Here is a 21,484-nt window from a genome sequence, read left to right as displayed (position 1 = left end):
CGCGGCGTCACGCGGCAAGACACAATGCACCGCCCGGGGCTGTGGCGAGCACATGCTGCGCCAGGCGCTTGATCCGGCTGTCGTCTGACACCTTCGCCGCCTGCACGACGCCGGGATCGTTGATACCGCGCGACTGGTCGGACTTGATCCCGAGCGTCTCGAGCAAGACCGGATCGCTGCCCTCGTTGGTGTGGAGATAGTGGGCGGTGACCTGATCCAGCTGCCCCGGGCGGCGCAGACGGCCGACGACCTGATAGTGGACCTGCGGCGACCAATCGAGTTCGCCGAACACGACATCGCGGCAATGCTGCTGGAGCCCGTCGAGGCCCGCGCCGGACCGCAGCGAGATCATCATCACCCGGCTGCTGCCGGTGGTAAACGCCTCCTTGCTGCGCTCCTTCCCTGCCCCGCTCTCCGATCCGGTATAGAGGACAGGCTCGAATTCGCGCAGCTCCTCCTTCCAGATCTCGTAGACCTCGCGGTGCCATCCCGCGAGCAGCACCCGCGGCGACTCGCGCAGCAGCAGCTTGACGTAGGCGGCGACCGACCGCGCCTTGGCGATGCCGGTCATCTGCCGCATCTTGAGATCGAGCTCGCGAGCGGCGGCGCCCGCCTCGACAAAGCTGCCGCGCAGCACGGTCATCGCCAGCGTCCGGGTCAACGCCTCCTCGTCGGCTACCGCGCCAGCATCCCACTTGACCTGCCAGTCGATGATGTTCGGTGGCGGCATCGATGCGTCGACGGTGGCATCGTCTTCCGTCCGGCGGAGGAAATATCCGCTCTCGCGCAGAAAGGACCCCAAGGCGTCGGGGTTCTTGACGATTTTGTCCCCTCCGCACCATTCGCGGGTGAACTCCTCGACGCGGCCGAGCAGGTTCGGTCGGACGTATTCCATCACCTGATGGATCTCGCTGCCGTAGTTGTAGATCGGGGTAGCGGTCAGCCCGAGCCGCAACTCGGCGCGGCCGGACAGGATCGAGGCCGCCCGGCCCTTGTCCGTCGCGACGCCATGCCGAAGCTCCTGCACCTCGTCATAGACGACAGTCTTGAACAGGCCGTCCTTGATCACGTCGACCCAGCCCGCGACGTTCGAATAGCGGAACAGGTACACGTCGGCGGCCGGGAGGTCGTACGGCTTGGTCCCGGCAATGATATGCACTCGGAGGTTGGTGAAGCGCTCGAGCTGCTTGCGCCACTGCGCGGTCAGGTGGGCCTGCACCACGACGGCGGCGGGCAACGGCGCGCCCATCGTCAGTGTCGCGGCAGCGGAGATCGTCTTGCCCAGCCCGACGTCGTCGCCGATCAGCAGCCCGCCATTGTTGATCGCGATGCGCGCAGCCTGCGCTTGATAGAGATAGGGCTGCATTCCGATTCGGAAGCCCGGGACTTCGCCTGGCTGCCAGCTGGGCAACAGGATGGCATCGCGTTCGGCGATCCGGTCGATCACGCGTTGCGCCCCCTCATCGATCGCGCGCTGCTGGTCGTGCGCGAGCGGGTAGCGAAGCATGAACCATTGCAGGTCCGAGCGGATCTCGTCGGTGTCGCTCAGGTGTAAGGTGGTGGCCGTCGTCGGCACGCGCGGGAACAGGCGCTTGAACGCGATCGCGACATGCGGCGCGAGATCGTCGATCGACCACCGCGGCGTGCCGTAGGGATCGATTCCGAGGGTCAGGGTGCCATAGGTCTTCACAGCGATGCTCTCCCCGTGGATACGAGATAGACCGGCTTACCGCCGATCGTGGGCGGCAGGCCCATAGCGGTTCCGGTGACTAGGATCAGCGCGCTGATCGCGTCGTGCGCGGCGTAGCGCTCCAGCTGGCGGTAGATGACGCGCTTGTTGCAGCGGGTCTTCGCCTCGAGTCCGACCGAACCGAGCAGGAAGTCGATCCGGTCGGCGGCGCTCAGCCGATGCTCGCGCTCGAAGCCCGCGCCGACGGCGGTCAGCGCCTCCTCGATCGAGAGTTGCAGCGCGGCCTCTTCACCCACCCGCAGCCGCGTCCGGCGCAGCAGCGTGACGATCTCTACAGGCGTCATGCGGCACGCCGATCGCGGCGGCCGCGCAGCTTGACCGGATGCCCATCCCGATCGACGTAGCGCCGCTCCGAATAATCCTCATCGAACCCCTCTGGCTCGTTGAAATTGAGGATCAGCCCCCGATCATCGACGGTGTATGTCCCGGCCGGGGGCTCGTCGAAGATGGCGGTGCGGAGATACGAGCCCGCGCCGAACGCCTCGGACCGCTTGCCCTGCCGCTTCCACAGCATAATGCAGCGCCAGAACGGCGATCCCTCCGGCGGGTACGGGTTCTCCCTGATCTCGCCATTCCCGTTCGTCAGGCTGGAGCCGAACTGATCGCTCCAGTCGAACAGCCAAACCCGATCGCCAACGGTGATCCGGTAATCGTGGGCATCGCTGAAGGTGGATATGATGGCCCCGCTGCGCGCGAGGCTGCTGTTCCCGATGTGAATGCAGGTCATGCCGCCCCCGGCACAGACGCGGCGGCGGCCAGCGCAGCGTCCTTCGCATCAAGCCGGAAAGGCAGAAGCGCGCGGGCCCGCTGGGCAAGCGGCTCATACCGACAGGTGCAGCCCATGCCGCATGTGGCCTCATGACGCATCAGCGACCACATGCCTTCCATGACGTCGACGAGTTCCGCAACCCGCTCGACATCCTCATTCCCGGCGTCGGGGCGGGCGGTATTGGCTATGTACCGGGCAAATACGTGATACTGGACCCAGCTTTCAGGTGCGGCGATCCACACGTCGATATTCGCATAATTCGGTTTAACTCCGAGGTGTGCGCAGCGTTCATCCTCCACGCGCTCAAACGCCCAGCGCGGAATTTGCGTAGGTCGCGGCGTCCCGGCGTCGGGGCGGGCGGTGTGGGCGAGGCGGTGGCGGGCAGTGTGCCGATGGTTGTGCGAAGCGTTGGGATCGATCGCATCCCCGAACGGCATTACCTCATTGGCCGGCTCATAGGTCGCGGCGAACACGTCTGGCTTGATGCACCAATGCTCGCCTTTCACACCTGTAGCGATCCAGTCGCCGGGCTGCACGATGTTGCCGCCTTCCAACGTGTCGAGGAACGGTAGCGGCGTCTCGTCGGTCGCGCCGGTCACATCGCTGGCCATCACAACGGCAGGATGATCGCCGTCCTTGAACCACTGGCTTGCCTCAATCAGCGCCGTCTTACGGAACTTGCGAGCCTGCGTAACATCCTCGCGCATCGGCGCGGCTTTGGCGGGGGTCATGCGGGGTCCTTTTGGTTGGATGCTTGGGCGTTTAGCCGGTCGGCGCTATCGTTCGGCCAATCGCCGTCAGGATCTTCGCACTGCCGGTCCCACATCGGATGACACGGCGCGACAGGGCGGACGCGGTTGGGTTCGTGACCCTCATACCATTCGTCGATGTCGATCAGGACGCCGTTGACGCATTCGACATCTTGGCCAAACCGCCCGTCGAGGAACCCGTTGCGGCAATGTTTACACACGCTCACGCCGCCCCCTCCCGTCCGGAAGCAATCGCCGCGGGGGCGAGGGCTGCGCGAACAACCTGCCACTGGCTCGCGAACAGCCAGATGCCTTCGGTATTACCGTGGCGCTTGGCCCGCTCGATCGCTTGGTCAATCCACCGGACAATGCGCGCGCTCTCCGCGCTATCCTCCCCCTGCGGTGCGGCGGGGTGGGCGAGCGTCAACTCACCTTCCGCAAAAGGTTCGTGCGACCACTTGCGAATGTTGCCGTTATCAGCCCACCAGACGTAGATTTGGCGCGGCTCTTCTGCGGCGGGGTGGGCGAGCGGGAGGGCGGTCGAGCTGGCTTTGCGCGTGTAGCCGATGATGTCGCCGCCAGAACCGGTATGGTCCCAGCGATAGACACCCATGACTGTGCCTAGACCGCCATCCCGGAACACGATGGCAGCATCGTCGGCAAGATCCCCCGGCGCTTCATCCCCGCCGAACCACGGCACCATCCCCCGCTCCAGTGCGAGATAGACGAAATCGTAGCGCGGGACTTCGAGGCGTATCGCTTCGAGGACATCCCAGACTTTGATGTCTTGAGCAGCGTAGGGGGCCGACCACATGCGGCTATGACCGTCTAAGTCATCGCCCGAACATGGCCAAACCATCACGCCCTCTGACAACCAGCGTGGCTTGCCATCCGTCAGCGCGATCTCATCACCCCAACGCACCCCGCCAACTTCGATCGCAGCGCCAAACTCGGGGGGCGCGGTCATAATGCAGCCTTCCGAACAACGATCAGCCGAGTTGCCACGGACGTTCCAGACTCCCGGAAAGCTCCGGCCGGAATGCGCTCAATGTAAGCGTCGAGATCGTTCAGCCAGTTGCGCCATTCGACGCACTCGCGCTCGTTGCCGAGGAAGCTGTGTTCACTGACGATCGCCGCCAAGCGGCCGCCAGGCGTGAGGCAATTGAATGCGTGACGGACGTGTCGGATATCTTGGTTGCGGGTAAACGGGGGGTTCATAGCGATCGCCGTAGCTGTCAAACCGTCAGGTGCTTGCTGCAGGAAGTCGTCGACGATGACCGTCACCGGGTACTCGCACCCCCTCAACTTGCTCGCGTTGTCGCTGTCGATCTCGACCGCGATGATGGCTCCCGGCGAACGTTCGACCATGGCGTGAACAATGCGGCCAAGACCGGCACTTGGCTCGAGGCAAATGTCGCTCGGCCCAACATCGATGAGATCGCAAAGCCGATCGGCGAGGCTGGCCGGGGTCTCGAACAGCTGCAGGGTCTGTTGCCGAGACACCACCTTACCCCCGCCCAACGCGTCGGCGATCTTGGGGGTCGGATCAAATGGGAAGTTATGCCCCCCTGCCCGCCGATCCCATTTCCCGCCAAGCGCCTTCAGCACCTTGTCAGTCGACGCATACAGCGTTCGATCGAGCTGACCGTCCGGAAGCTTGAGGAGCGTTCCAACGATGGTCGACCGTGCGAGAACGTCCGCGACACCCGGTGATATCTGAACTGCCATGATTGCCTCCGTAGCGTATATACGCTATCTATATCGTATATACGCAACTGAGATCAAGCGAGTATATACGAATTGGCACAAGCAGCTCGCACGGCTACAGCCCCGCCGATGGGACGGAAGCCACTCGGCGGTGATGGTGAGAAGACAGTAATGGTGCCCATGCGATGGGCACCCGCGCTGCTCGCGCGCGTCGACGAGGCCCGCGACGACATGGCTCGGTCCGCCTTCATCCGTGAGGCAGTCGAACGCGAGCTACAGCGTCGCGGGAAGTAACCTAGTTCCTCGGCCCCTCAAGCAGCGACGATGCCGGCGGCATTCCATCCATGATCATATCCGCCCAGATCTGGGCGAGTTCTCGGCGGCGCTCTGAATGAGCGGCTCGGTTGTAAGCCCCCTCGACCTTGTCCTCGACGACGTGCGCCAGCATAAGGTTGATCACCTCGCGATCATCCGGTCTTCCGTCCCGGCGTCGCCATTCGTTCATGAGGGTGGCGAACGAGGACCGCCAGCCATGCGGGCAGTGCCGATAGTGGTAGATGCCGCCCGCGGCGCGAATGATCAACGACCGCACAGCATTCTCCGACATCGGCCGGTGCGCGTGGCGGTCGTTCGGGAATAGATACGGAAGATGCCCAGTCAGGTCGCGCATGGCCTCGATCGCCTCGACCGCCTGAGTCGACAGCGGCACGATATGCTCGAACTGGATGTCGTCTTTCAGCTTCAGCTTGAGTTTCATCGCCGCCGGCGGGATGCGCCAGACCGGCGATGCACCCTCGAGCTCCATTTCGGTCCACTTCGCCTGGCGTTGCACGGCGGACCGCACGGCGGTCAGGGCGAGCAGTCGGTGCGCCAGCTTGGTGATCGGACTCGCAGCTTCGGCTTCGACGTCCCGCAACATCTGGCGGACTTCCGCAAGCGTGGTCAGCGCTGGTTGTTTCGACGAGATCGGCTTCGGCTTGAGCAGCGACTTCACAACCGCAGCAGGATCACCGGTGCGCAGTCCGGCCGCGGCTGCATAGGCGAAGACGCCGCTCGCGCGCTGGCGGATCCGGTGCGCCGTCTCGATCGCGCCTCGGTTCTCGATTTTGCGGAGAGCGTCGAGCAGCAGCGCCTCGGTCACGTCTCGAATCGGCATAGCGCCGATGTGCGGGAAAAGGTCGGCGTCGAGACTGTCGATCACGTTCCCGGCGTGGACCTCGCCCCAGCGCGGCTTGTTCAATTCGTGCCAGCTGCGTGCGCAGGCCTCGAAGGTGTTGCTGGCGCTGATCGCGCGGGCGGCAGCGGCCTGTTTCTTCTCCGCGCCCGGATCGCGCCCGGCGCGCAGCGCTGCCTTGGCGGTGTCCCGCGCCGCGCGCGCGGCGATCAGCGACACGTCGGGATAGGTCCCGATCGTCAGCAGCTTCTCCTTGCTGGCGTAGCGATACTTGAGCCGCCACGACCGATTGCCAGTAGTCGAGACCAGCAGGAACAGCCCGCCTGAATCGGCGAGCTTGTACGGCTTCTCCGCTGCTTTCGCTTTACGTGCCTGGGTGTCGGTCAACATCGTCTCGCCCCTCGGTTGGGGGTATCGGCGCGGTGTCGTTTCGCCGGGTACCCCGCGGCTACCCCCAAACGTCGGCGATTTGCCCGGAATCTACCGGACGCGCTCGGACGATCAAGTTGGCCTGCTAAGGGGGTAAATAGACGTTCTCGGACGTTTCCGGAAGAACATATGGTGGACAGGGCTGGATTCGAACCAGCGTACGCTTGCACGGGCAGATTTACAGTCTGCTGCCTTTAACCACTCGGCCACCTGTCCCCAGGTTCGCATCCTCGAAGGATGGTCGCTCCGAAAAGCGAGGGCGTCCAATGCCGACCACTTGCCGTGCTGTCAACGCCCCCGAAGCGCGAAATTCTGCATTCGGGTCGGGGTTGCACCTGTTGCCCGTGCCGCATACCGGTAAATGGTCGTCGCATCGGACGATGCTCAACAACCGGGGGGTTATCATGCGTCGCGTTCTGCTGCTTTCTACCGCCATCGTATTTGCCACGGCGCCCGCGCTGGCGCAGACCGTCGATCGCGCGCAGGTTGCCCGCCTCATCGACGAGGGATCGACCCATAGCGACGTGATGCCGATCGCCGCGCATCTTGCCGACGTTATCGGCCCGCGGATGACCAACTCCCCGGCGATGCGTCAGGCCGAAGCCTGGACTCAGGCGAAGTTCACCGAATGGGGCCTGCGCAACGTCCACAAGGAAGGGTTCGACTTCGGACGCGGCTGGTACATCGTCAACTCCAGCGTCCGTATGCTTACACCGCGCCCGGTCGCGCTGACCGCAATCCCGATTGCCTGGACGCCCGCGACCAACGGCCCGATCAGCGCACCGATCGTCATCGCCCCGATGAAACGCGAACGGGATTTTGCCAAATGGCATGGGCAACTGGCCGGCAAGATCGTGCTCGTCACCCTCCCCGATACCGGCTCGGAGCCCAAGGAAGCGGCATTCCAGCGGTACAGCGCGGAGGAGCTCCGGAAGCTCGATCAGTATCAGCAGCCGAGCTACGATCCCGCCGCCGCCGATCGCCGGGTGAAGCGGCTCGATTACGCAAAGAAGCTCGATGCGTTCCTGAAAGCCGAAGGCGCGGTTGCGATGGCGACCATGGCATATCGCGACGGCAAGCTCGTCAGTGGCGAAGGCTATACGTTCGGCGTCGGCGACACCCCTGCCCTGCCAGCGGTCCAGATTTCGGCGGAAGACTATCGTCGACTCGCGCGCCTGGCAAAACTCGGCCCCGCCCCCACGCTCGAGATCAACAGCGACGTACGCTTCGATGATAGTGATCCACAAGCGTATGACGTGATCGCCGAGATTCCCGGCACCGACCCGAAGGCTGGCTATGTCATGGCCGGGGCGCATCTCGATTCATGGGTGGCGGGCGATGGCGCCGCGGACAATGGCGCGGGTTCGGCGATGGTGATGGAGGCCGCGCGGATCATCGCCAAGACGGGCGTTCGGCCAAAACGGACGATCCGCTTCGCGCTTTGGGCGGGCGAGGAACAGGGGCTGCTCGGTTCGCTATCCTATGTCGAGAATCACCTCGCCACGCGCGGCAGCCCGAGCGAACCGAAACTCACTGGACTGAAGCTGTATACCGGCTGGTCCAACCGCTGGCCGATCACGCCCAGGCCCGGCTGGGGCGATCTCGCTGCCTATTTCAACCTCGACAACGGCTCGGGCAAGATCCGCGGCATCTATGCCGAGAACAATCCGGCAGTGGTGCCGATCTTCCGCGACTGGCTCGCGCCGTTCGCCTCAATGGGGGCGACCGATGTCGTGATCCGCAAGACCGGCGGGACCGATCACGTGTTCATGCAGTCGGTCGGCGTGCCGGGGTTCCAGTTCATCCAGGATCCGCTCGACTATGACAGCCGGGTGCATCATTCGAGCATCGACACGTTCGATCACCTGAAGGGCGACGACATGCGGCAGGGCGCGACGATCCTCGCATCGTTCCTGGTCAATGCGGCAAATGCGGACAAGGCCTTGCCTCGCCCGCCACTACCGACCAAGCCGGTCGCGACCGACCCGTTCGCTTATTCCGACGAGGAAGAATGACACCGTGACCCTAGTGCGTATGATGAAGTTGGAGCAGCGTTGATGGCAGCACGTCGTGGACATCGTCCGTCCCAGGCCCCCGCGGGCCGCCCGCGGTTCTGGGGGCGGCACGCCGTCGCCGCCGCGTTCGAGAACCCCGAGCGTGTCGTCCGCAAGATTTGGGCGACGCGGGAGGCAAGCGCCGCGCTCGACATCCCCTCTGACGTGCCGATCGTCTATGCCGAAGTGACCGACCTCGCGCGGCTGGTGCCGGGCGATGCGCCGCATCAGGGGATCGTGATCGAGGTCGATCCGCTCGAGGACATGTGGCTCGCCGACCTGTTGCAGCAGGGGCAGGACGACAAGCGCCCGCTGATCGTGCTCGACCAGGTTACCGATCCGCATAATGTCGGCGCGATCATGCGCTCGGCGGCGGCGTTCGATGCGCTCGGCATCGTCACGCCGGATCGTCACGCGCCCCCCGAATCGGGAACGATTGCACGTGCGGCGTCTGGCGCGCTCGAGATCGTGCCGTGGGTTCGCGTGGTCAATCTCGCGCGCGCGCTCGACGAGATCGCGGAAGCGGGGTTCTGGCGCGTCGGGCTGACCGGCGAGGCGACGCAGACGCTCAACCAGGCAATGGGCACGCAGCGCGTCGCGCTTGTGCTGGGGGCCGAGGGCGAAGGCATGCGGCAGAATACCGCGTCGCATTGCGATGAACTCGCCCGCCTGCCGATTTCGCCGAAGATGGAGAGCCTCAACGTCTCCAACGCCGCCGCGATCGCGCTGTATGCGGCGGCGAGCCGGTAGGGGCTCCCCTTGACCCCCTCCCCGGCGAAGGCCGGGGCCCAGTAGTGATGGCCGATGTAATAAAGCGCAGCGCGCGGATTACGATCGGCTCGCTCCTGGGCCCCGGCCTTCGCCGGGGAAGGGGTTATGAATTTAAGCGCCTGAGGGAATGCGGCTCAATCCTCGGCGGCGATCGTCACCTTCAGGCCGTCAAGCGCATCGGTAAATTCGACCTGGCACGACAGCCGCGATGTCGCATTGCGATCCGCCGACGAGTCGAGCAGATCGTCCTCGTCCGCGCTCATCTTGGGAAGTTTGGCGGCAAAAGCCGGGTCGACATGGACATGGCAGGTCGCGCACGAGCAGCAACCACCGCACAAGGCGAGCAACTCGTCGATGCCGGCGTCGCGAATGACCTCCATTACGGATAGGCCGGCCTCACCCATGATCTCGCGTTCTTCTCCCTCACGAGTCACGACGATAAGCTTGGGCATGCGTGCATCCTTGTATCAATGGGTCGATCTTGCCATGCCCAGCCCCACGCCGCGACGCAAGCGGCAAGCATGGGATGCCGCATGGGCCTGACGACCGAACAATTGACGACCGCCATGGACGTCCTCGCCGCACGCGAGCCCGCATTCGCGACGGCGCTCGGCCGGGTCGGCTACCCCCCGCCGCGGATCAGTGCGCGCGGCTTCGCAACGTTGCTCCGCACGATCATCGGGCAGCAAGTCAGCACGACCTCCGCGCAATCCACCTGGAACAAGCTGGAAGCGATCGTCGGCGACCTGAACGATCCGGACGCCATCACCCGCGCCACCGACGAACAGCTCCGCGCGGCCGGCCTGTCCCGCCAGAAAGCAAGCTATGCCCGCAGCCTGTCGGCGCTGGTGAGCAGCGGCGAGCTCGATCTCGCCAACCTGCCCGAGGATGACGAGGAAGCGATCGCCAAACTGGTCGCCGTGAAAGGCATCGGCCGCTGGTCCGCCGAAATCTACCTCCTCTTTGCGGAGGGGCGGACCGACATCTGGCCGGCAGGGGACCTGGCGGTGCAGATCGAGATCGGGCGGCTGCTCGGCCATGAGACGCGGCCGAGCGAGAAGCTGGTACGCGAACTCGCCGAAGCCTGGCGGCCGCATCGCGGCGCGGCGGCGATCTTCGCCTGGTATCACTATCAGAGCGACATGAAGGTCGTTTGATGGCACGCGCCGACCGCCTCGCTCGAATCGATGCGGATCGCATCGCCCATGAAACCGACTATCGTGCCGCGTTGATCGCCGCGCTGGAAACAACTGCCAAGGGACGCTGGGGCCTGTTCGGGCATCAGGGCAAGAAGGGCGAAACATCTGCGTCGGTCGCCACCGTCGCGGCATTGATCTCTCTGGGGGAAACGATCGACGACCTGCGCGCTACGCTGGGCTTGGAGCCGTTCGCCTTGCATGCCGCGTTCGTCGCGGCGCGCGGCCCGGTCCGTTCGGACGCGGTAGGGGAGCCGAAACAGGCGCAGGCCTGGCTCGACCGGTTGAATCAGCAAAAGACGGAGACCTTGTGAGCACAGGCTGGAAGATCGGGATCATCGGCGGCTCCGGGCTGTACGCGATAGACGAACTCGAGAATGCGCAGTGGCGCGGCGTCGACACGCCATGGGGCGCGCCGTCGGACGATCTGCTGTGCGGCAATATCGGTTCGGTCGAGCTGGTCTTCCTGCCGCGTCACGGGCGCGGCCATCGGATCAGCCCGTCCGAGCTCAACGCGCGCGCCAATATCGATGCGCTCAAACGGGCTGGCTGCACGGATATCGTCGCGATCTCCTCGATCGGATCGCTCCGGGAGGAACTCGAGCCGGGGCGCTTCGTGGTCGTCGACCAGTTCATCGACCGGACGACGCAACGCACGCCGAGCTTCTTCGGGACCGGCATGGTGGCGCACGTGTCGATGGCCGAACCGGTCTGTCCCCGCCTGTCCGCCTTCGCTGCCGAAGCAGTGACGAGCGCTGGGGGCAAGGTGACCAAGGGGGCGACCTATCTCGCGATGGAGGGACCGCAATTCTCGACCCGCGCGGAAAGCCTGATGTACCGCCAGTGGGGCGCCGACGTGATCGGCATGACCGCGATGCCCGAGGCGAAACTCGCGCGCGAGGCGGAGCTTCCCTATGCGCTGATCGGCATGGTCACCGACTATGATTGCTGGCGCGAAGAAGCCGCGTTCGTCGAGGTGAGCGAGGTGATCCGCCAAATGGGCGCGAACGGCGCCATCGCGCGTCCGACGGTTGCGGCACTGGTCGCGGCGCTGCCCCCCGAGCGCACGCCCTCGCCCCTCGATACGGTGCTCGACCATGCGCTGATCACGGCACCCGCGGCGCGTGATCCCGGGGTGCTCGCGAAGCTGGATGCGGTAGCCGGGCGGGTGCTGCGCTAGAGGGCGTGCCACGGGCGTTCTGCATGCTTTGTGCGAGACGCTTTTGCTGCCGAAAAGGCGCAAAGCCTCCAAAGGACGAGAAGAGAAACGGCGGCCTCCTGCCCTCGTTTCCTGGGGGCTGCGCGCCTTTACGTGAGCGATTCTCGTATCGCACAAAGCCTCAACGGCTACGCGGGAAGCCCTGCGGAACCCGCACCCGCGACGATCTGCTCCGCCTGCGCCAGATGCAACCGTTCGACCATCGCGCCATCGACCCGGATCGCCCCGAGCCGCGCATTCTCCGGCAGTGCAAACGCGGCGATCACCGCCTCGGCCCAGCGCAACTGCTCGGCGGTAGGGGCGAATGCGCGGTTCGCCAGGGCGATCTGCACCGGATGGATAAGGGTCTTGCCGTCGAACCCGAACCCCGCCCCCTGCGCGCATTCCGCCGCCAGTTCCGGCGTATCCGCCAGCACGTTCGACACCCCGTCCAGGGCGATCAGTCGGTGGGCGCGCGCCGCCGTCACGATCGCGACGAGGTGCGGCAGCAGCGGCAGGCGATCGACACCCGGCGTGCACCGCATTTCCTTGGCGAGATCGTTCGTCCCCGCGACGAGACAGGCCAATCCTGGCGCCGCGGCGATCGCCTGCAAGGCGAGCATCGCCGCGCAAGTCTCGATCATGGCCCACAACGGCACCGCCCCGAGCGTGGCGCGCGCCAGCGCAAGGTCGTCCGGATGCGAGACCTTCGGCAACAGCACTGCATCGAACCCGACTCCGTGCGCGGCGGCCAGATCCGCCTCGCCCCATTCGGTATCCAGCGCATTGACGCGCAGGACCAGCAGCCGGTCGCCGAAGCCCCCAGCGCGCGCGGCCGCCAGGGCCTGTGCCCGCGCCGCGACCTTGCCATCGGGCGCAACCGCATCTTCCAGATCGAGGATCACTGCGTCGCACGCCAATCCGCGCGCCTTGTCGATGGCACGGATATTCGACGCCGGCATGAAGAGCGCGCTGCGGATCCGCATCATGGTTGACTGACCCGCGCGCGGCGGAGCGACCCACGCTTGATGGTCTGGTCGGCGAGACGACCCGAGAGCGTAGGTCCCGGCGAATAGGTGAAAGCGCTGCGCTTGAACCGCTGGCCGCTGCACGGTGCGTGGGGTCCGATCGCAGCGACCGACTGGATCTTGGGATAGAGGGCGGCGATGATGCTCCGGGTTGTGTCGGTAGCGGGCGTCTCGCCTGGAAGCAGGTCGACATCCTGGATTGCTTCGAGTTGCAACGGTATGACGGCTCTGATCCGCGGTAATGCGATGGAACCCGCTACGGTGCCGCCAACCACCGGGCGCAAGCGGCGCAAGAACGAACTGGTCAACGTCTGATCCCCGTTTTGCGCAAACGCTCAGCCGCCCTCGCCATTGCCGGCGTTCCCGGCGGCGACCCGCGGCTTTTCGAGATGAACGTGCGGGTACGGATGCTGCTTTGCAAGAGGCGTTGGCATACACGCAGCACGCATTTTCCAAACTCCTTATCAGTATTGTGATTCCAGCTATCCGCCGTCGTCGCTCAGTGTCGTCGCCCGTCCTTGGTCAGGGCCGGACGACCCTGCCCCCCTTCATGACCCAGTCGACCCGACCCACGGCAGCGATATCCTTCAACGGATTCCCATGCATCGCGATCATATCCGCGAGCATGCCGGCTTTGACGCTCCCACGGTCGGAAAGGTGAAAGGCGCGCGCGTTGCCGGACGTGGCAGCCAAAAGAACCTGCGCGACCGGCATCCCGGCTTCGACCATCAGCGTCATTTCCCGTGCGTTGTCACCGTGCGCGAACACCCCCACGTCCCCGCCCATGCAGATCGGCACGCCCGCCGACCGCGCGAGGGCGAAGGCCGCCCGATTCTCGACAACCGCCGCCGGCACGGGATTTCCGCCGGTCCATCCGCGATAGCGCGACACCGCGTCCGATGCCGCCAACGTCGGGCAAAGCGCGATTCCCCGCGCCGCCATGGCACGAAAGATCTCAACCGTTCCGCCATAGCCATGCTCGATCGTATCTGCGCCAGCAGCGATCGCACGGCGCATGCCTTCCGGGGTCGAGGTATGCACCGCTACGATCCGTCCGGCATCGTGCGCGGCGGATACGGCGGCGGTCATTTCTGCTTGCGAGAAGGTCGCCCGGCTCGGCTCGCCCGGCCCCCAACGATAGTCGCCGTAAAGTTTCACCACGTCCGCCCCGGCGGCGATCTGGCTGCGAACGACCCGTACCACATCGTCGACCCCACTCGCTTCCTCGGCTCCTTGCGGGACGGGCGTGCCGGGTTCGAAGCCTTTCGGGCCATAGGCACCCTTGGCGACGATGGCGCGCGTTGCGACCAGCATGCGGGGACCGGGCACGATATCCTGCGCGATGGCGAGCTTCAGCCCGACATCGGCATAGCCCGCCCCTTCGGTTCCGAGGTCCCGTTCCGTCGTGAATCCGGCAAGCAATGTGGCACGCGCGCTGACCGTGGCGCGCGCGGTGCGCAAGGCGAGCGGTTCGTGCAACACCTGATCGTCCCACGACGCCTCATTATACGGATGAAGGAACAGGTGGCCGTGCCCCTCGATCATCCCTGGCATCAAGGTCTCGCCCGGGAGATCGATCGTCTCGGCATTTGCCGGGACCGTCAGCATCGGCCCGACCGCCACGATCCGTTCGCCCGTGACCAGCACCTGCCAGCCCGGATGCGCGACGGGATCGATCCCGTCGAAAACCGCGGCAGGCCGCAGGAGGACGGTGCCCGTCGGCGCGGGCGCCGCGCCGATCGCCAGCAATGCGATCCCGACCAGCCATTTCATTCCGTGCTCCCAATGGTTGTCGCGGGCGGAGATGCCCGATAGCCTTACCGACATGGATACCCCCGCCCCCGCCCTGCGCAAGTGCGCCGCCGCGCTCCTGCTGATCACCCTGCTCTCCACCGCCACGGCACCTGCCCTAGCCGCCACGGAGCGCAGCCGGCTGACCGCCGCCGCCGCGCGGGTGACGATCACGCGCGACACGTGGGGCATCGCGCATGTCAGTGGCATCACCGATGCCGACGCGGTATTCGGCGCGATCTACGCTCAGGCCGAGGATGATTTCGCCCGGATCGAGGCGAACTATCTGACCGCGCTCGGCCGCACCGCCGAGGCGGAAGGCCAGACCGCACTGTGGGCGGACTTGCGTCAGCGGCTCTATGTCGACCCGCTGGATCTGCAAACCCGCTATGCCGAAAGCCCAGCGTACCTGCAGGCGCTGATGCGCGCCTGGGCGGACGGGCTCAATTACTATCTCGCGACGCATCCGCGGACGCATCCCAAAGTGCTCAAGCACTTCGAACCGTGGATGGCGCTCTCTTTCACCGAAGGCAGCATCGGCGGCGATATCGAGCGGATCTCGCTCACTGACCTCGCCGCCTTCTACGGGGGCGAGCGCATCGCGGTCGCGGCAGAAGAGTCAGGGCCGGTTCCTCGCGAACCGCGCGGATCGAACGGCATCGCCATCGCGCCGCGCAATACCGTCAACGGGCATGCATTGTTGCTGATCAATCCGCACACCAGCTTCTATTTCCGGTCGGAGTTGCAGATGACGAGTCGCCAGGGGCTCAACGCCTATGGCGCGTCGACCTGGGGCCAGTTCTTCATCTATCAGGGTTTCAACGAAAAGACCGGGTGGATGCACACCTCTTCGGGCGTCGACAATGTCGATTCCTTTGCCGAAACGATCACCAGGTCCGGGGGCACGATCACGTATCGCTACGGCACCGGACAACGGCCGATCACGACCCGGCCAATCACGCTGTCGTACCGCAAGGCCGATGGCAGTCTGGCGACGCGCAGGTTCACGACGTACGCCTCGCACCATGGCCCGATCGTCGCGAGCCAAGGCGGCAAATGGATCGCCGTGGCCATGATGTGGAAGCCCGTGCCGGCGCTCGAGCAAAGCTGGTCGCGGACGAAAACGCGGGATCTGGCCAGCTACATGCAGGTCGCCGAACGCAAGGCGAATTCGTCGAATGATACGCTGTTCGCCGATGCCAGCGGCGAGATCGCCTATCTTCATCCGCAGTTCGTGCCGATCCGCAATGATGCGTTCGACTATACCAAGCCCGTGGACGGCGCCGACCCCGCGACCGACTGGAAAGACCTGCATTCCGTCGCGTCGCTCCCCAACGCGATCAACCCGGGTGTCGGCTGGGCGCGCAACACGAATGACTGGCCGTGGAGCGCGGCCGGTTCGGATAGTCCCAAGGCCAAGGACTACCCGCGGTATATGGACCAGTTCGGAGAAAATCCGCGCGGCGTCCATGCCGATCTGTTGCTCACGGGACGCCACGACTTCACCCCGGAGCGGCTGATCGCGGCGGCTTATGACAGCTATCTGCCCGCGTTCGCCCGGCTCATCCCACCGCTGGTCAAGGCGTACGACGCCCTTCCCGACAAGGACCCGCGCCGGGCCCGGCTCGCGGGACCGATCGGCGTGCTGAAGGCATGGGACTATCGTTGGGGCGCCGATTCCGTGGCGACGTCGCTCGGCGTTCTGTGGGGCGGCAAGATGTGGCGCGAGGCGGGGACCTTCGTTCAGGCCGAGCAGATCAATGTCCCCGACTATATCGCCACGCGCATCCCCGACGTCCGCAAGCTGGACGCCCTGGGGGAAGCCGCCGATCAGTTGACCCGCGATTTCGGGACCTGGCAGGTCGGCTGGGGCCAGATCAACCGCTTCCAGCGGCTCGACGACTCGATCCAGCCGCATTTCGATGACAGCCTTCCAAGCATCCCGGTGCCCTTCACCTCCGCACAATGGGGCAGCCTCGCCTCGTTCGGCGCGCGGCCCTATTCCAATACCCGCAAACTCTATGGATCGAGCGGCAACAGTTTCGTGGCAGTGGTCGAATTTGGGCCTAAGGTTCGTGCCTGGGCGGTGACGGCCGGGGGCGAAAGCGGAGATCCTGCGTCGCCGCATTTCAGGGATCAGGCCGACCGTTATGCCGGCGGAAAGCTGCGCCCCGTATGGTTCTACCCGGCCGACATCTCCGCGCATGCCAGCCGGCGATATCGGCCAGGCGCCACGAACAAGAAGCACTGAACTGCGGCTTCGGTCCGGGCGATGTCAGGCGACGCAATGACCTCGACCTACAATTCCACTAGTTCGACTGCATGCTTACCTTGCAGCGCACCTCAATACGCGGCATGTTGCGCATGATAATTACCCCTCTTGAGGTTGGTGGTTTATTCCGATAACACAGTGCTGCGTGCACGGTGGTCGTTTCCGGACGGCACGGGCGGGGGATTGGGTCGCGAGACCCACATGATCTGGAATGGCTCAGATGAATTACGAGACGCGCACGATCGGCAATGAGGAGATACGCGGGCTCCCTTCCCCGGACGCGCCACGCCGCAGCCGGGCAGGTCTGATCGGTATCGCCATAGTCGTCGTGGCGATCGTTGCCGCCGTGGCGTATTTCGCGTTTGGCCGGGCAAAGCCGGTCACCAAGTCGGTCGAACAGCTGCCGCTCGTTTCAGTCGTGGTACCCGGACGATCGAGCGTCTCGCGCGTGGTATCCGCCACGGGATCGCTGGCCGCGCGCCGCGAGATGCCGGTGGGCGTCGCCGGTGATGGCGGCATGGTGACGCGCGTACTGGTGGAACCCGGCCAATGGGTCGCCAAGGGCCAGGTTCTGGCACTCGTCGACCGCTCGGTACAAACCCAGACGGCCGCCTCGTTGAGTGCGCAGATTGCGGTCGCCCGATCGGATGCCGCAATCGCACAATCCGAGCTGGACCGCGCACAGGCGCTGGTGACACGGGGGTTCCTGTCGAAGGCGGATCTCGAGCGCAAGGCTGCGACGCGGGATGCGGCGCTGGCACGCGTGCGGGTCGCTCAGGCGACGCTGGGTGAAGCGAATGCGCGGACCAACCGCCTCGATATCCGTGCGCCGGCCGCCGGCCTGGTCCTGACCCGCGCCGTCGAGCCCGGCCAGATCGTCGGCCCAGGGACCGGTACGCTGTTCCGTCTGGCCGAGGGCGGCCAGATGGAAATGCGTGCGCAGGTCAGCGAATCCGAATTGCGCGGCGTCAGGATCGGCGCCCACGCCGACGTCACCCCCGTTGGCGGCAGTCAGAGCTTTGCCGGCCAGGTCTGGCAGGTTTCGCCGGTGATCGACCCGCAAAGCCGCCAGGGCATTGCGCGCATTGCACTGACGTACGATCCCGCGCTCCGGCCCGGCGGCTTCGCCTCCGCCGCCGTGGTCGCCGGCGAGACCAACGTTCCGCAGTTGCCCAACTCGGCGATCCAAAGCGACGACAAGGGCAATTTCGTGTACGTGATGGGCAATGGCGACAAGATTGTTCGACGCGCGATCAAGGTCGGCGAAGTGTCCGATCGTGGTGTGGCGATCGTCGACGGACTGAACGGGACCGAACAGGTCGTGCTTTCGGCCGGCGCGTTCCTGACGCCGGACCAGAAGGTCAAACCGACGCGGGTCACTGCACCGACGACAAACCAGAGGTAAGGCGATGAACTTCCGGAACATCTCGGCCTGGTCGATCCGCAACCCGGTCCCGTCGCTGGTCCTGTTCTTCATGCTGACGCTGGCGGGCATCGTCAGCTTCACGCGGCTGGACGTGAACAACCAGCCCGACATCGATTTTCCGGTCGTCATCGTCGATATCAGCCAGCCCGGCGCCGCACCGACCGAACTCGAAACCCAGGTGACGCAGCGCGTCGAGGCGGCATTGCGCAGCCTGCAGGGAATCGATGAGATCGATTCGACCGTGACCGAAGGCGATTCCCAAACCGTCGTCCAGCTTGCGATCGGCACGCCGATCGATCGCGCGGTCGAGGACGTCCGCTCGGCGGTCGCCCAGATCCGCAGCAACCTGCCCGAGGGCATTCTCGAACCGCAGATCATGCGCGCCAACACGACCGGGAACGATCTCGCGAGCTATGCCGCGATCAGCACCGACATGACGGTCGAGCAGCTCAGCTGGTACATCGACAACAACGTCGCCAAGGAACTGCTGTCGGTCCCAGGACTTGCCGGGGTCACCCGCAATGGCGGCGTGGACCGCGAGATCCGCGTGATCCTCAACCCCGCCAAATTGTCCGCGCACGGGCTGACCGCGTCGCAGGTCAACCAGCAGCTGCGGCAGGTCAACCTCAACGCCGCCGGCGGACGGGCGCAACTTGCCGGGTCGGAACAGTCGGTTCGCGTGCTTGGCAATGCGCAAAGCGCTTATCAGCTCGGTCAGACGCAGATCGCGACCGGTCTTGGCCAGACGCTGAAGCTCGCCGATCTTGGGCGGGTCGAGGATCTGTATGCGGAACAGCGGTCCTCCTCCGCGCTCAATGGCCAGCAGGTGCTGTCGTTCGACTTCCAGCGCGCCAAGGGTGCATCCGACGTCACCGTCTTCGAGGAGGCCGAAAAGAAGCTCGCGGCGCTCGAAGCCCGTAATCCGAAGGTGCATTTCAAGCGCATCTCGGACAGCGTGAAATACACCAAGCAGCAATATGACTCGGCAATGGAGGCGATGGTCGAAGGCGCCGCGCTGGCGGTCGTCATCGTGTTCATCTTCCTGCGCGACTGGCGCTCGACGATCATCTCGGCGCTCGCCATCCCGCTCTCCGCGATCCCGACCTTCTGGATCATGGATCTGCTCGGCTTCACGCTCAACAACATGACCTTGATGGCGTTGAGTCTCGTGGCAGGCGTGCTCGTCGACGATGCGATCGTCGAAATCGAAAACATCGTCCGTCACATGCGCATGGGCAAATCGGCCTATCAGGCGGCGATCGACGCCGCCGATGAAATCGGGCTCGCCGTGCTGGCAACCACCATGGCAATCGTCGCGGTGTTCCTCCCCGTCGGCCTCATGCCGGGAATTTCGGGCCAGTTCTTCAAGAACTTCGGCCTGACGGTCGTTGCCTCGGTGCTGATGAGTCTTGCCGTTGCGCGCCTGATCACCCCGATGCTCGCCGCCTACTTCCTGAAGGCGCATGGTTCGGCTTCGCATGGCGAAGGCTGGATCATGGACCGCTATATGGCAGTCCTGCGGTGGACCCTGCTGCATCGCTGGTCCGCGATCCTGGGCGGCGCCGTCGCCTTCGGTGCGACCATCTACCTGTTCATGTCGATCCCGGCGACGTTCCAGCCGTTGCGCGACAGCGACTCGAGTACCGCCAACGTCGAGATGGTGCCGGGCACCACGCTGGCGGAGACCAAGGCCGTCGTGGCGCAGGTTGCGGACATTCTGCAGAAGCAGCCGAGCGTCGAATCGGTCTATTCCCGCGCATTCGTCGGAAACGGTCGCGTCACCGCGATCTTCAAGCCCAAACGCGACCGCGCGATGAAGAGCTATGAGTTCGAGCGCGCGCTGGCCCCCACGCTCCAGACGATCCCCGACGCGCGCGTTTCGTTCCGCTCGTCCAGTGGCTGGGGGAGCGGGGGGCGTGCGCTGACGATCACGCTCGGCAGCGATGATCCCAAACTGCTGGCCGAAACCGGCGCCAAGCTGGTCGAGCAGATGAGCCGCTTGCCCGATCTGGTCGCCCCGCGAATCAGCGGCGATCTGAAGCGCCCCGAGATCGTCATCACGCCGCATATGGATCTTGCCGCGAGCATGGGTGTGACGACGGCGGCGATGTCCAATGCGATCCGCATCGCCACCCTCGGCGACATCGATCAGAACAGCGCGAAATTTTCGTTGTCGGATCGCCAGATCCCGATCCGCGTCGCGCTCGACCAGGATTCGCGCCAACGGTTGTCGACGATCCAGAACCTGCCGGTGCAGACGGCGGCCGGTGGATCGGTCCCGCTGAGCGTCGTCGCCGACATCGGCTTCGGCGCCGGGCCGACCAAGATCGAACGCGTCGCGCAGCAACGCCAGCTGACCGTCGGCGCCGATCTTTCGCCGGGTGTCGTGAGCGGTACGGCGCAGAAGGAAATCCACGACCTGCCGATCATGAAGACGCTGCCGATCGGCGTTAAGGAGCTCGTTCTCGGCGAATCCAAATGGCAGCAAGAGCTGATCCAGAACTTCATCATCGCGCTGGTGGCGGGCATCTTCCTCCTCTTCGCGGTGCTGGTGCTGCTGTATCGTCGTCTGCTGCCACCCTTCATCAACATCATGTCGCTGCTGGTCGCGCCGCTGGGCGGTCTGATCGGTCTGGCCGTCACCGGAACGCCGATCTCCATGCCTGTCTATATCGGGTTGATCATGCTGCTCGGGATCGTGGCGAAGAACTCGATCCTGTTGATCGACTTCGCGTTGGAGGAAATGAACAAGGGCGTCGACGTCGTGACCGCGATCATCGATGCGGGGCACAAGCGTGCGCAACCGATCGTGATGACGACGGTTGCGATGGTGATGGGGATGATGCCGACCGCGCTTGCGCTGACCGGCGATGGATCATCGCGCGTTCCCATGGGCATTACCGTGATCGGTGGCCTCACCATGTCCACCGTGCTGACGCTGCTGATCGTACCTGCGAGCTTCAGCCTGGCCGTCGGCATCGAGAGCCGCGTCGCGCCGGTCCTGCGACGGCGGTTGCTGACGTACCGGCCGGGTGACGAAGGCGGCCCGCTGATCGAACACAAGCCGCCGACGCAACCCCAGCTCGGCCCGGGGGAACCACCGCGCATCCATTACAAGCCGGGTGACGACAAGCCGCAACCTGCGGAATAATCGGCCCGATCCCGTTCCC

20 protein-coding genes and 1 tRNA gene are annotated in these 21,484 nt (G+C 65.1%); 8 read left to right on the top strand and 13 right to left on the bottom strand.

Translation table 11 applies throughout. The features are described from left to right. Positions 1–7: 7 nt before the first annotated feature. The 9 genes from L8G49_RS05790 to L8G49_RS05750 form a co-directional block, all read right to left on the bottom strand. A complete protein-coding gene (locus tag L8G49_RS05790) occupies positions 8–1,690 on the bottom strand; it encodes a DEAD/DEAH box helicase (protein ID WP_242183177.1) in 1,683 nt (560 codons plus the stop codon). Next, positions 1,687–2,034: a hypothetical protein gene (locus L8G49_RS05785; protein ID WP_242183175.1), complete on the bottom strand. Its 348-nt coding sequence runs from the start codon at positions 2,032–2,034 to the stop codon at positions 1,687–1,689. Before L8G49_RS05785 ends, L8G49_RS05790 begins: the two co-directional genes overlap by 4 nt. Beyond that, positions 2,031–2,477: a hypothetical protein gene (locus L8G49_RS05780; protein WP_242183173.1), complete on the bottom strand. Its 447-nt coding sequence runs from the start codon at positions 2,475–2,477 to the stop codon at positions 2,031–2,033. The genes L8G49_RS05785 and L8G49_RS05780 overlap by 4 nt, the downstream gene beginning before the upstream one ends. Continuing rightward, positions 2,474–3,250, bottom strand: a complete 777-nt coding sequence (locus tag L8G49_RS05775; protein ID WP_242183171.1) for a PGDYG domain-containing protein — start codon at positions 3,248–3,250, stop codon at positions 2,474–2,476. The genes L8G49_RS05780 and L8G49_RS05775 overlap by 4 nt, the downstream gene beginning before the upstream one ends. Then, entirely contained in the window at positions 3,247–3,495 is a 249-nt protein-coding gene (locus tag L8G49_RS05770) for a hypothetical protein (protein ID WP_242183169.1), read from the bottom strand. The genes L8G49_RS05775 and L8G49_RS05770 overlap by 4 nt, the downstream gene beginning before the upstream one ends. Beyond that, the gene (locus L8G49_RS05765; protein ID WP_242183167.1) at positions 3,492–4,235 is read right to left on the bottom strand and encodes a hypothetical protein; all 744 of its coding nucleotides are present in this window, start codon (positions 4,233–4,235) and stop codon (positions 3,492–3,494) included. Before L8G49_RS05765 ends, L8G49_RS05770 begins: the two co-directional genes overlap by 4 nt. Then, a complete protein-coding gene (locus L8G49_RS05760; protein WP_242183165.1) occupies positions 4,232–4,996 on the bottom strand; it encodes a hypothetical protein in 765 nt (254 codons plus the stop codon). Before L8G49_RS05760 ends, L8G49_RS05765 begins: the two co-directional genes overlap by 4 nt. Positions 4,997–5,270: 274 nt before the next feature. After that, positions 5,271–6,539, bottom strand: a complete 1,269-nt coding sequence (locus tag L8G49_RS05755) for an integrase arm-type DNA-binding domain-containing protein (RefSeq protein ID WP_242183163.1) — start codon at positions 6,537–6,539, stop codon at positions 5,271–5,273. 169 nt (positions 6,540–6,708) lie between these two features. Then, positions 6,709–6,794 (bottom strand) — tRNA-Tyr (locus L8G49_RS05750). A gap of 188 nt (positions 6,795–6,982) precedes the next feature. Here L8G49_RS05750 and L8G49_RS05745 point away from each other — a divergent pair. Together L8G49_RS05745 and rlmB are read left to right on the top strand one after the other, a co-directional pair. Beyond that, positions 6,983–8,593: a M20/M25/M40 family metallo-hydrolase gene (locus L8G49_RS05745; RefSeq protein WP_242183161.1), complete on the top strand. Its 1,611-nt coding sequence runs from the start codon at positions 6,983–6,985 to the stop codon at positions 8,591–8,593. 42 nt (positions 8,594–8,635) lie between these two features. Further along, a complete protein-coding gene (gene rlmB, locus L8G49_RS05740; protein ID WP_242183159.1) occupies positions 8,636–9,382 on the top strand; it encodes a 23S rRNA (guanosine(2251)-2'-O)-methyltransferase RlmB in 747 nt (248 codons plus the stop codon). Positions 9,383–9,537: 155 nt separating this feature from the next. Here rlmB and L8G49_RS05735 read toward each other — a convergent pair whose 3' ends face one another. Further along, positions 9,538–9,855 carry a 2Fe-2S iron-sulfur cluster-binding protein gene (locus tag L8G49_RS05735; protein ID WP_242139418.1) on the bottom strand — a complete coding sequence of 106 codons (318 nt, stop codon included), beginning with the start codon at positions 9,853–9,855 and terminating at the stop codon, positions 9,538–9,540. A gap of 81 nt (positions 9,856–9,936) precedes the next feature. Here L8G49_RS05735 and L8G49_RS05730 point away from each other — a divergent pair, with 81 nt between their 5' ends. Genes L8G49_RS05730 through mtnP form a run of 3 tightly spaced genes read left to right on the top strand, consistent with a single transcriptional unit; the run spans position 9,937 to position 11,779 of the window. Beyond that, positions 9,937–10,560: a DNA-3-methyladenine glycosylase 2 family protein gene (locus L8G49_RS05730; protein ID WP_242183157.1), complete on the top strand. Its 624-nt coding sequence runs from the start codon at positions 9,937–9,939 to the stop codon at positions 10,558–10,560. Then, positions 10,560–10,913, top strand: coding sequence for a hypothetical protein (locus L8G49_RS05725; protein ID WP_242183155.1), 354 nt, complete (start codon positions 10,560–10,562; stop codon positions 10,911–10,913). The genes L8G49_RS05730 and L8G49_RS05725 overlap by 1 nt, the downstream gene beginning before the upstream one ends. Beyond that, entirely contained in the window at positions 10,910–11,779 is an 870-nt protein-coding gene (gene mtnP, locus L8G49_RS05720) for an S-methyl-5'-thioadenosine phosphorylase (protein ID WP_242183153.1), read from the top strand. The genes L8G49_RS05725 and mtnP overlap by 4 nt, the downstream gene beginning before the upstream one ends. Before the next feature lie 167 nt (positions 11,780–11,946). Here mtnP and L8G49_RS05715 read toward each other — a convergent pair whose 3' ends face one another. The 3 genes from L8G49_RS05715 to L8G49_RS05705 form a co-directional block, all read right to left on the bottom strand. Continuing rightward, positions 11,947–12,786: a CoA ester lyase gene (locus L8G49_RS05715; RefSeq protein WP_242183150.1), complete on the bottom strand. Its 840-nt coding sequence runs from the start codon at positions 12,784–12,786 to the stop codon at positions 11,947–11,949. Continuing rightward, positions 12,783–13,040: a hypothetical protein gene (locus L8G49_RS05710; protein WP_242183149.1), complete on the bottom strand. Its 258-nt coding sequence runs from the start codon at positions 13,038–13,040 to the stop codon at positions 12,783–12,785. Before L8G49_RS05710 ends, L8G49_RS05715 begins: the two co-directional genes overlap by 4 nt. A 307-nt stretch (positions 13,041–13,347) precedes the next feature. After that, positions 13,348–14,598, bottom strand: a complete 1,251-nt coding sequence (locus L8G49_RS05705) for an amidohydrolase family protein (protein WP_242183147.1) — start codon at positions 14,596–14,598, stop codon at positions 13,348–13,350. 52 nt (positions 14,599–14,650) lie between these two features. On the opposite strand from L8G49_RS05705, the gene L8G49_RS05700 reads away from it, so the two are divergent. The 3 genes from L8G49_RS05700 (at position 14,651) to L8G49_RS05690 (ending at position 21,465) form a co-directional block, all read left to right on the top strand. Continuing rightward, positions 14,651–16,867 carry a penicillin acylase family protein gene (locus L8G49_RS05700; RefSeq protein ID WP_242183757.1) on the top strand — a complete coding sequence of 739 codons (2,217 nt, stop codon included), beginning with the start codon at positions 14,651–14,653 and terminating at the stop codon, positions 16,865–16,867. Positions 16,868–17,108: 241 nt separating this feature from the next. Beyond that, entirely contained in the window at positions 17,109–18,293 is a 1,185-nt protein-coding gene (locus L8G49_RS05695) for an efflux RND transporter periplasmic adaptor subunit (RefSeq protein ID WP_242139612.1), read from the top strand. A gap of 4 nt (positions 18,294–18,297) precedes the next feature. Further along, complete coding sequence (locus tag L8G49_RS05690; protein ID WP_242139411.1) at positions 18,298–21,465, top strand: efflux RND transporter permease subunit; 3,168 nt, start codon at positions 18,298–18,300, stop codon at positions 21,463–21,465. Positions 21,466–21,484 lie beyond the last annotated feature (19 nt).

The sequence above is a fragment of the Sphingomonas sp. CARO-RG-8B-R24-01 genome, from assembly GCF_022662295.1.
Taxonomy (GTDB): domain Bacteria; phylum Pseudomonadota; class Alphaproteobacteria; order Sphingomonadales; family Sphingomonadaceae; genus Sphingomonas.
This window is presented reverse-complemented; position numbering and strand designations above follow the sequence as displayed.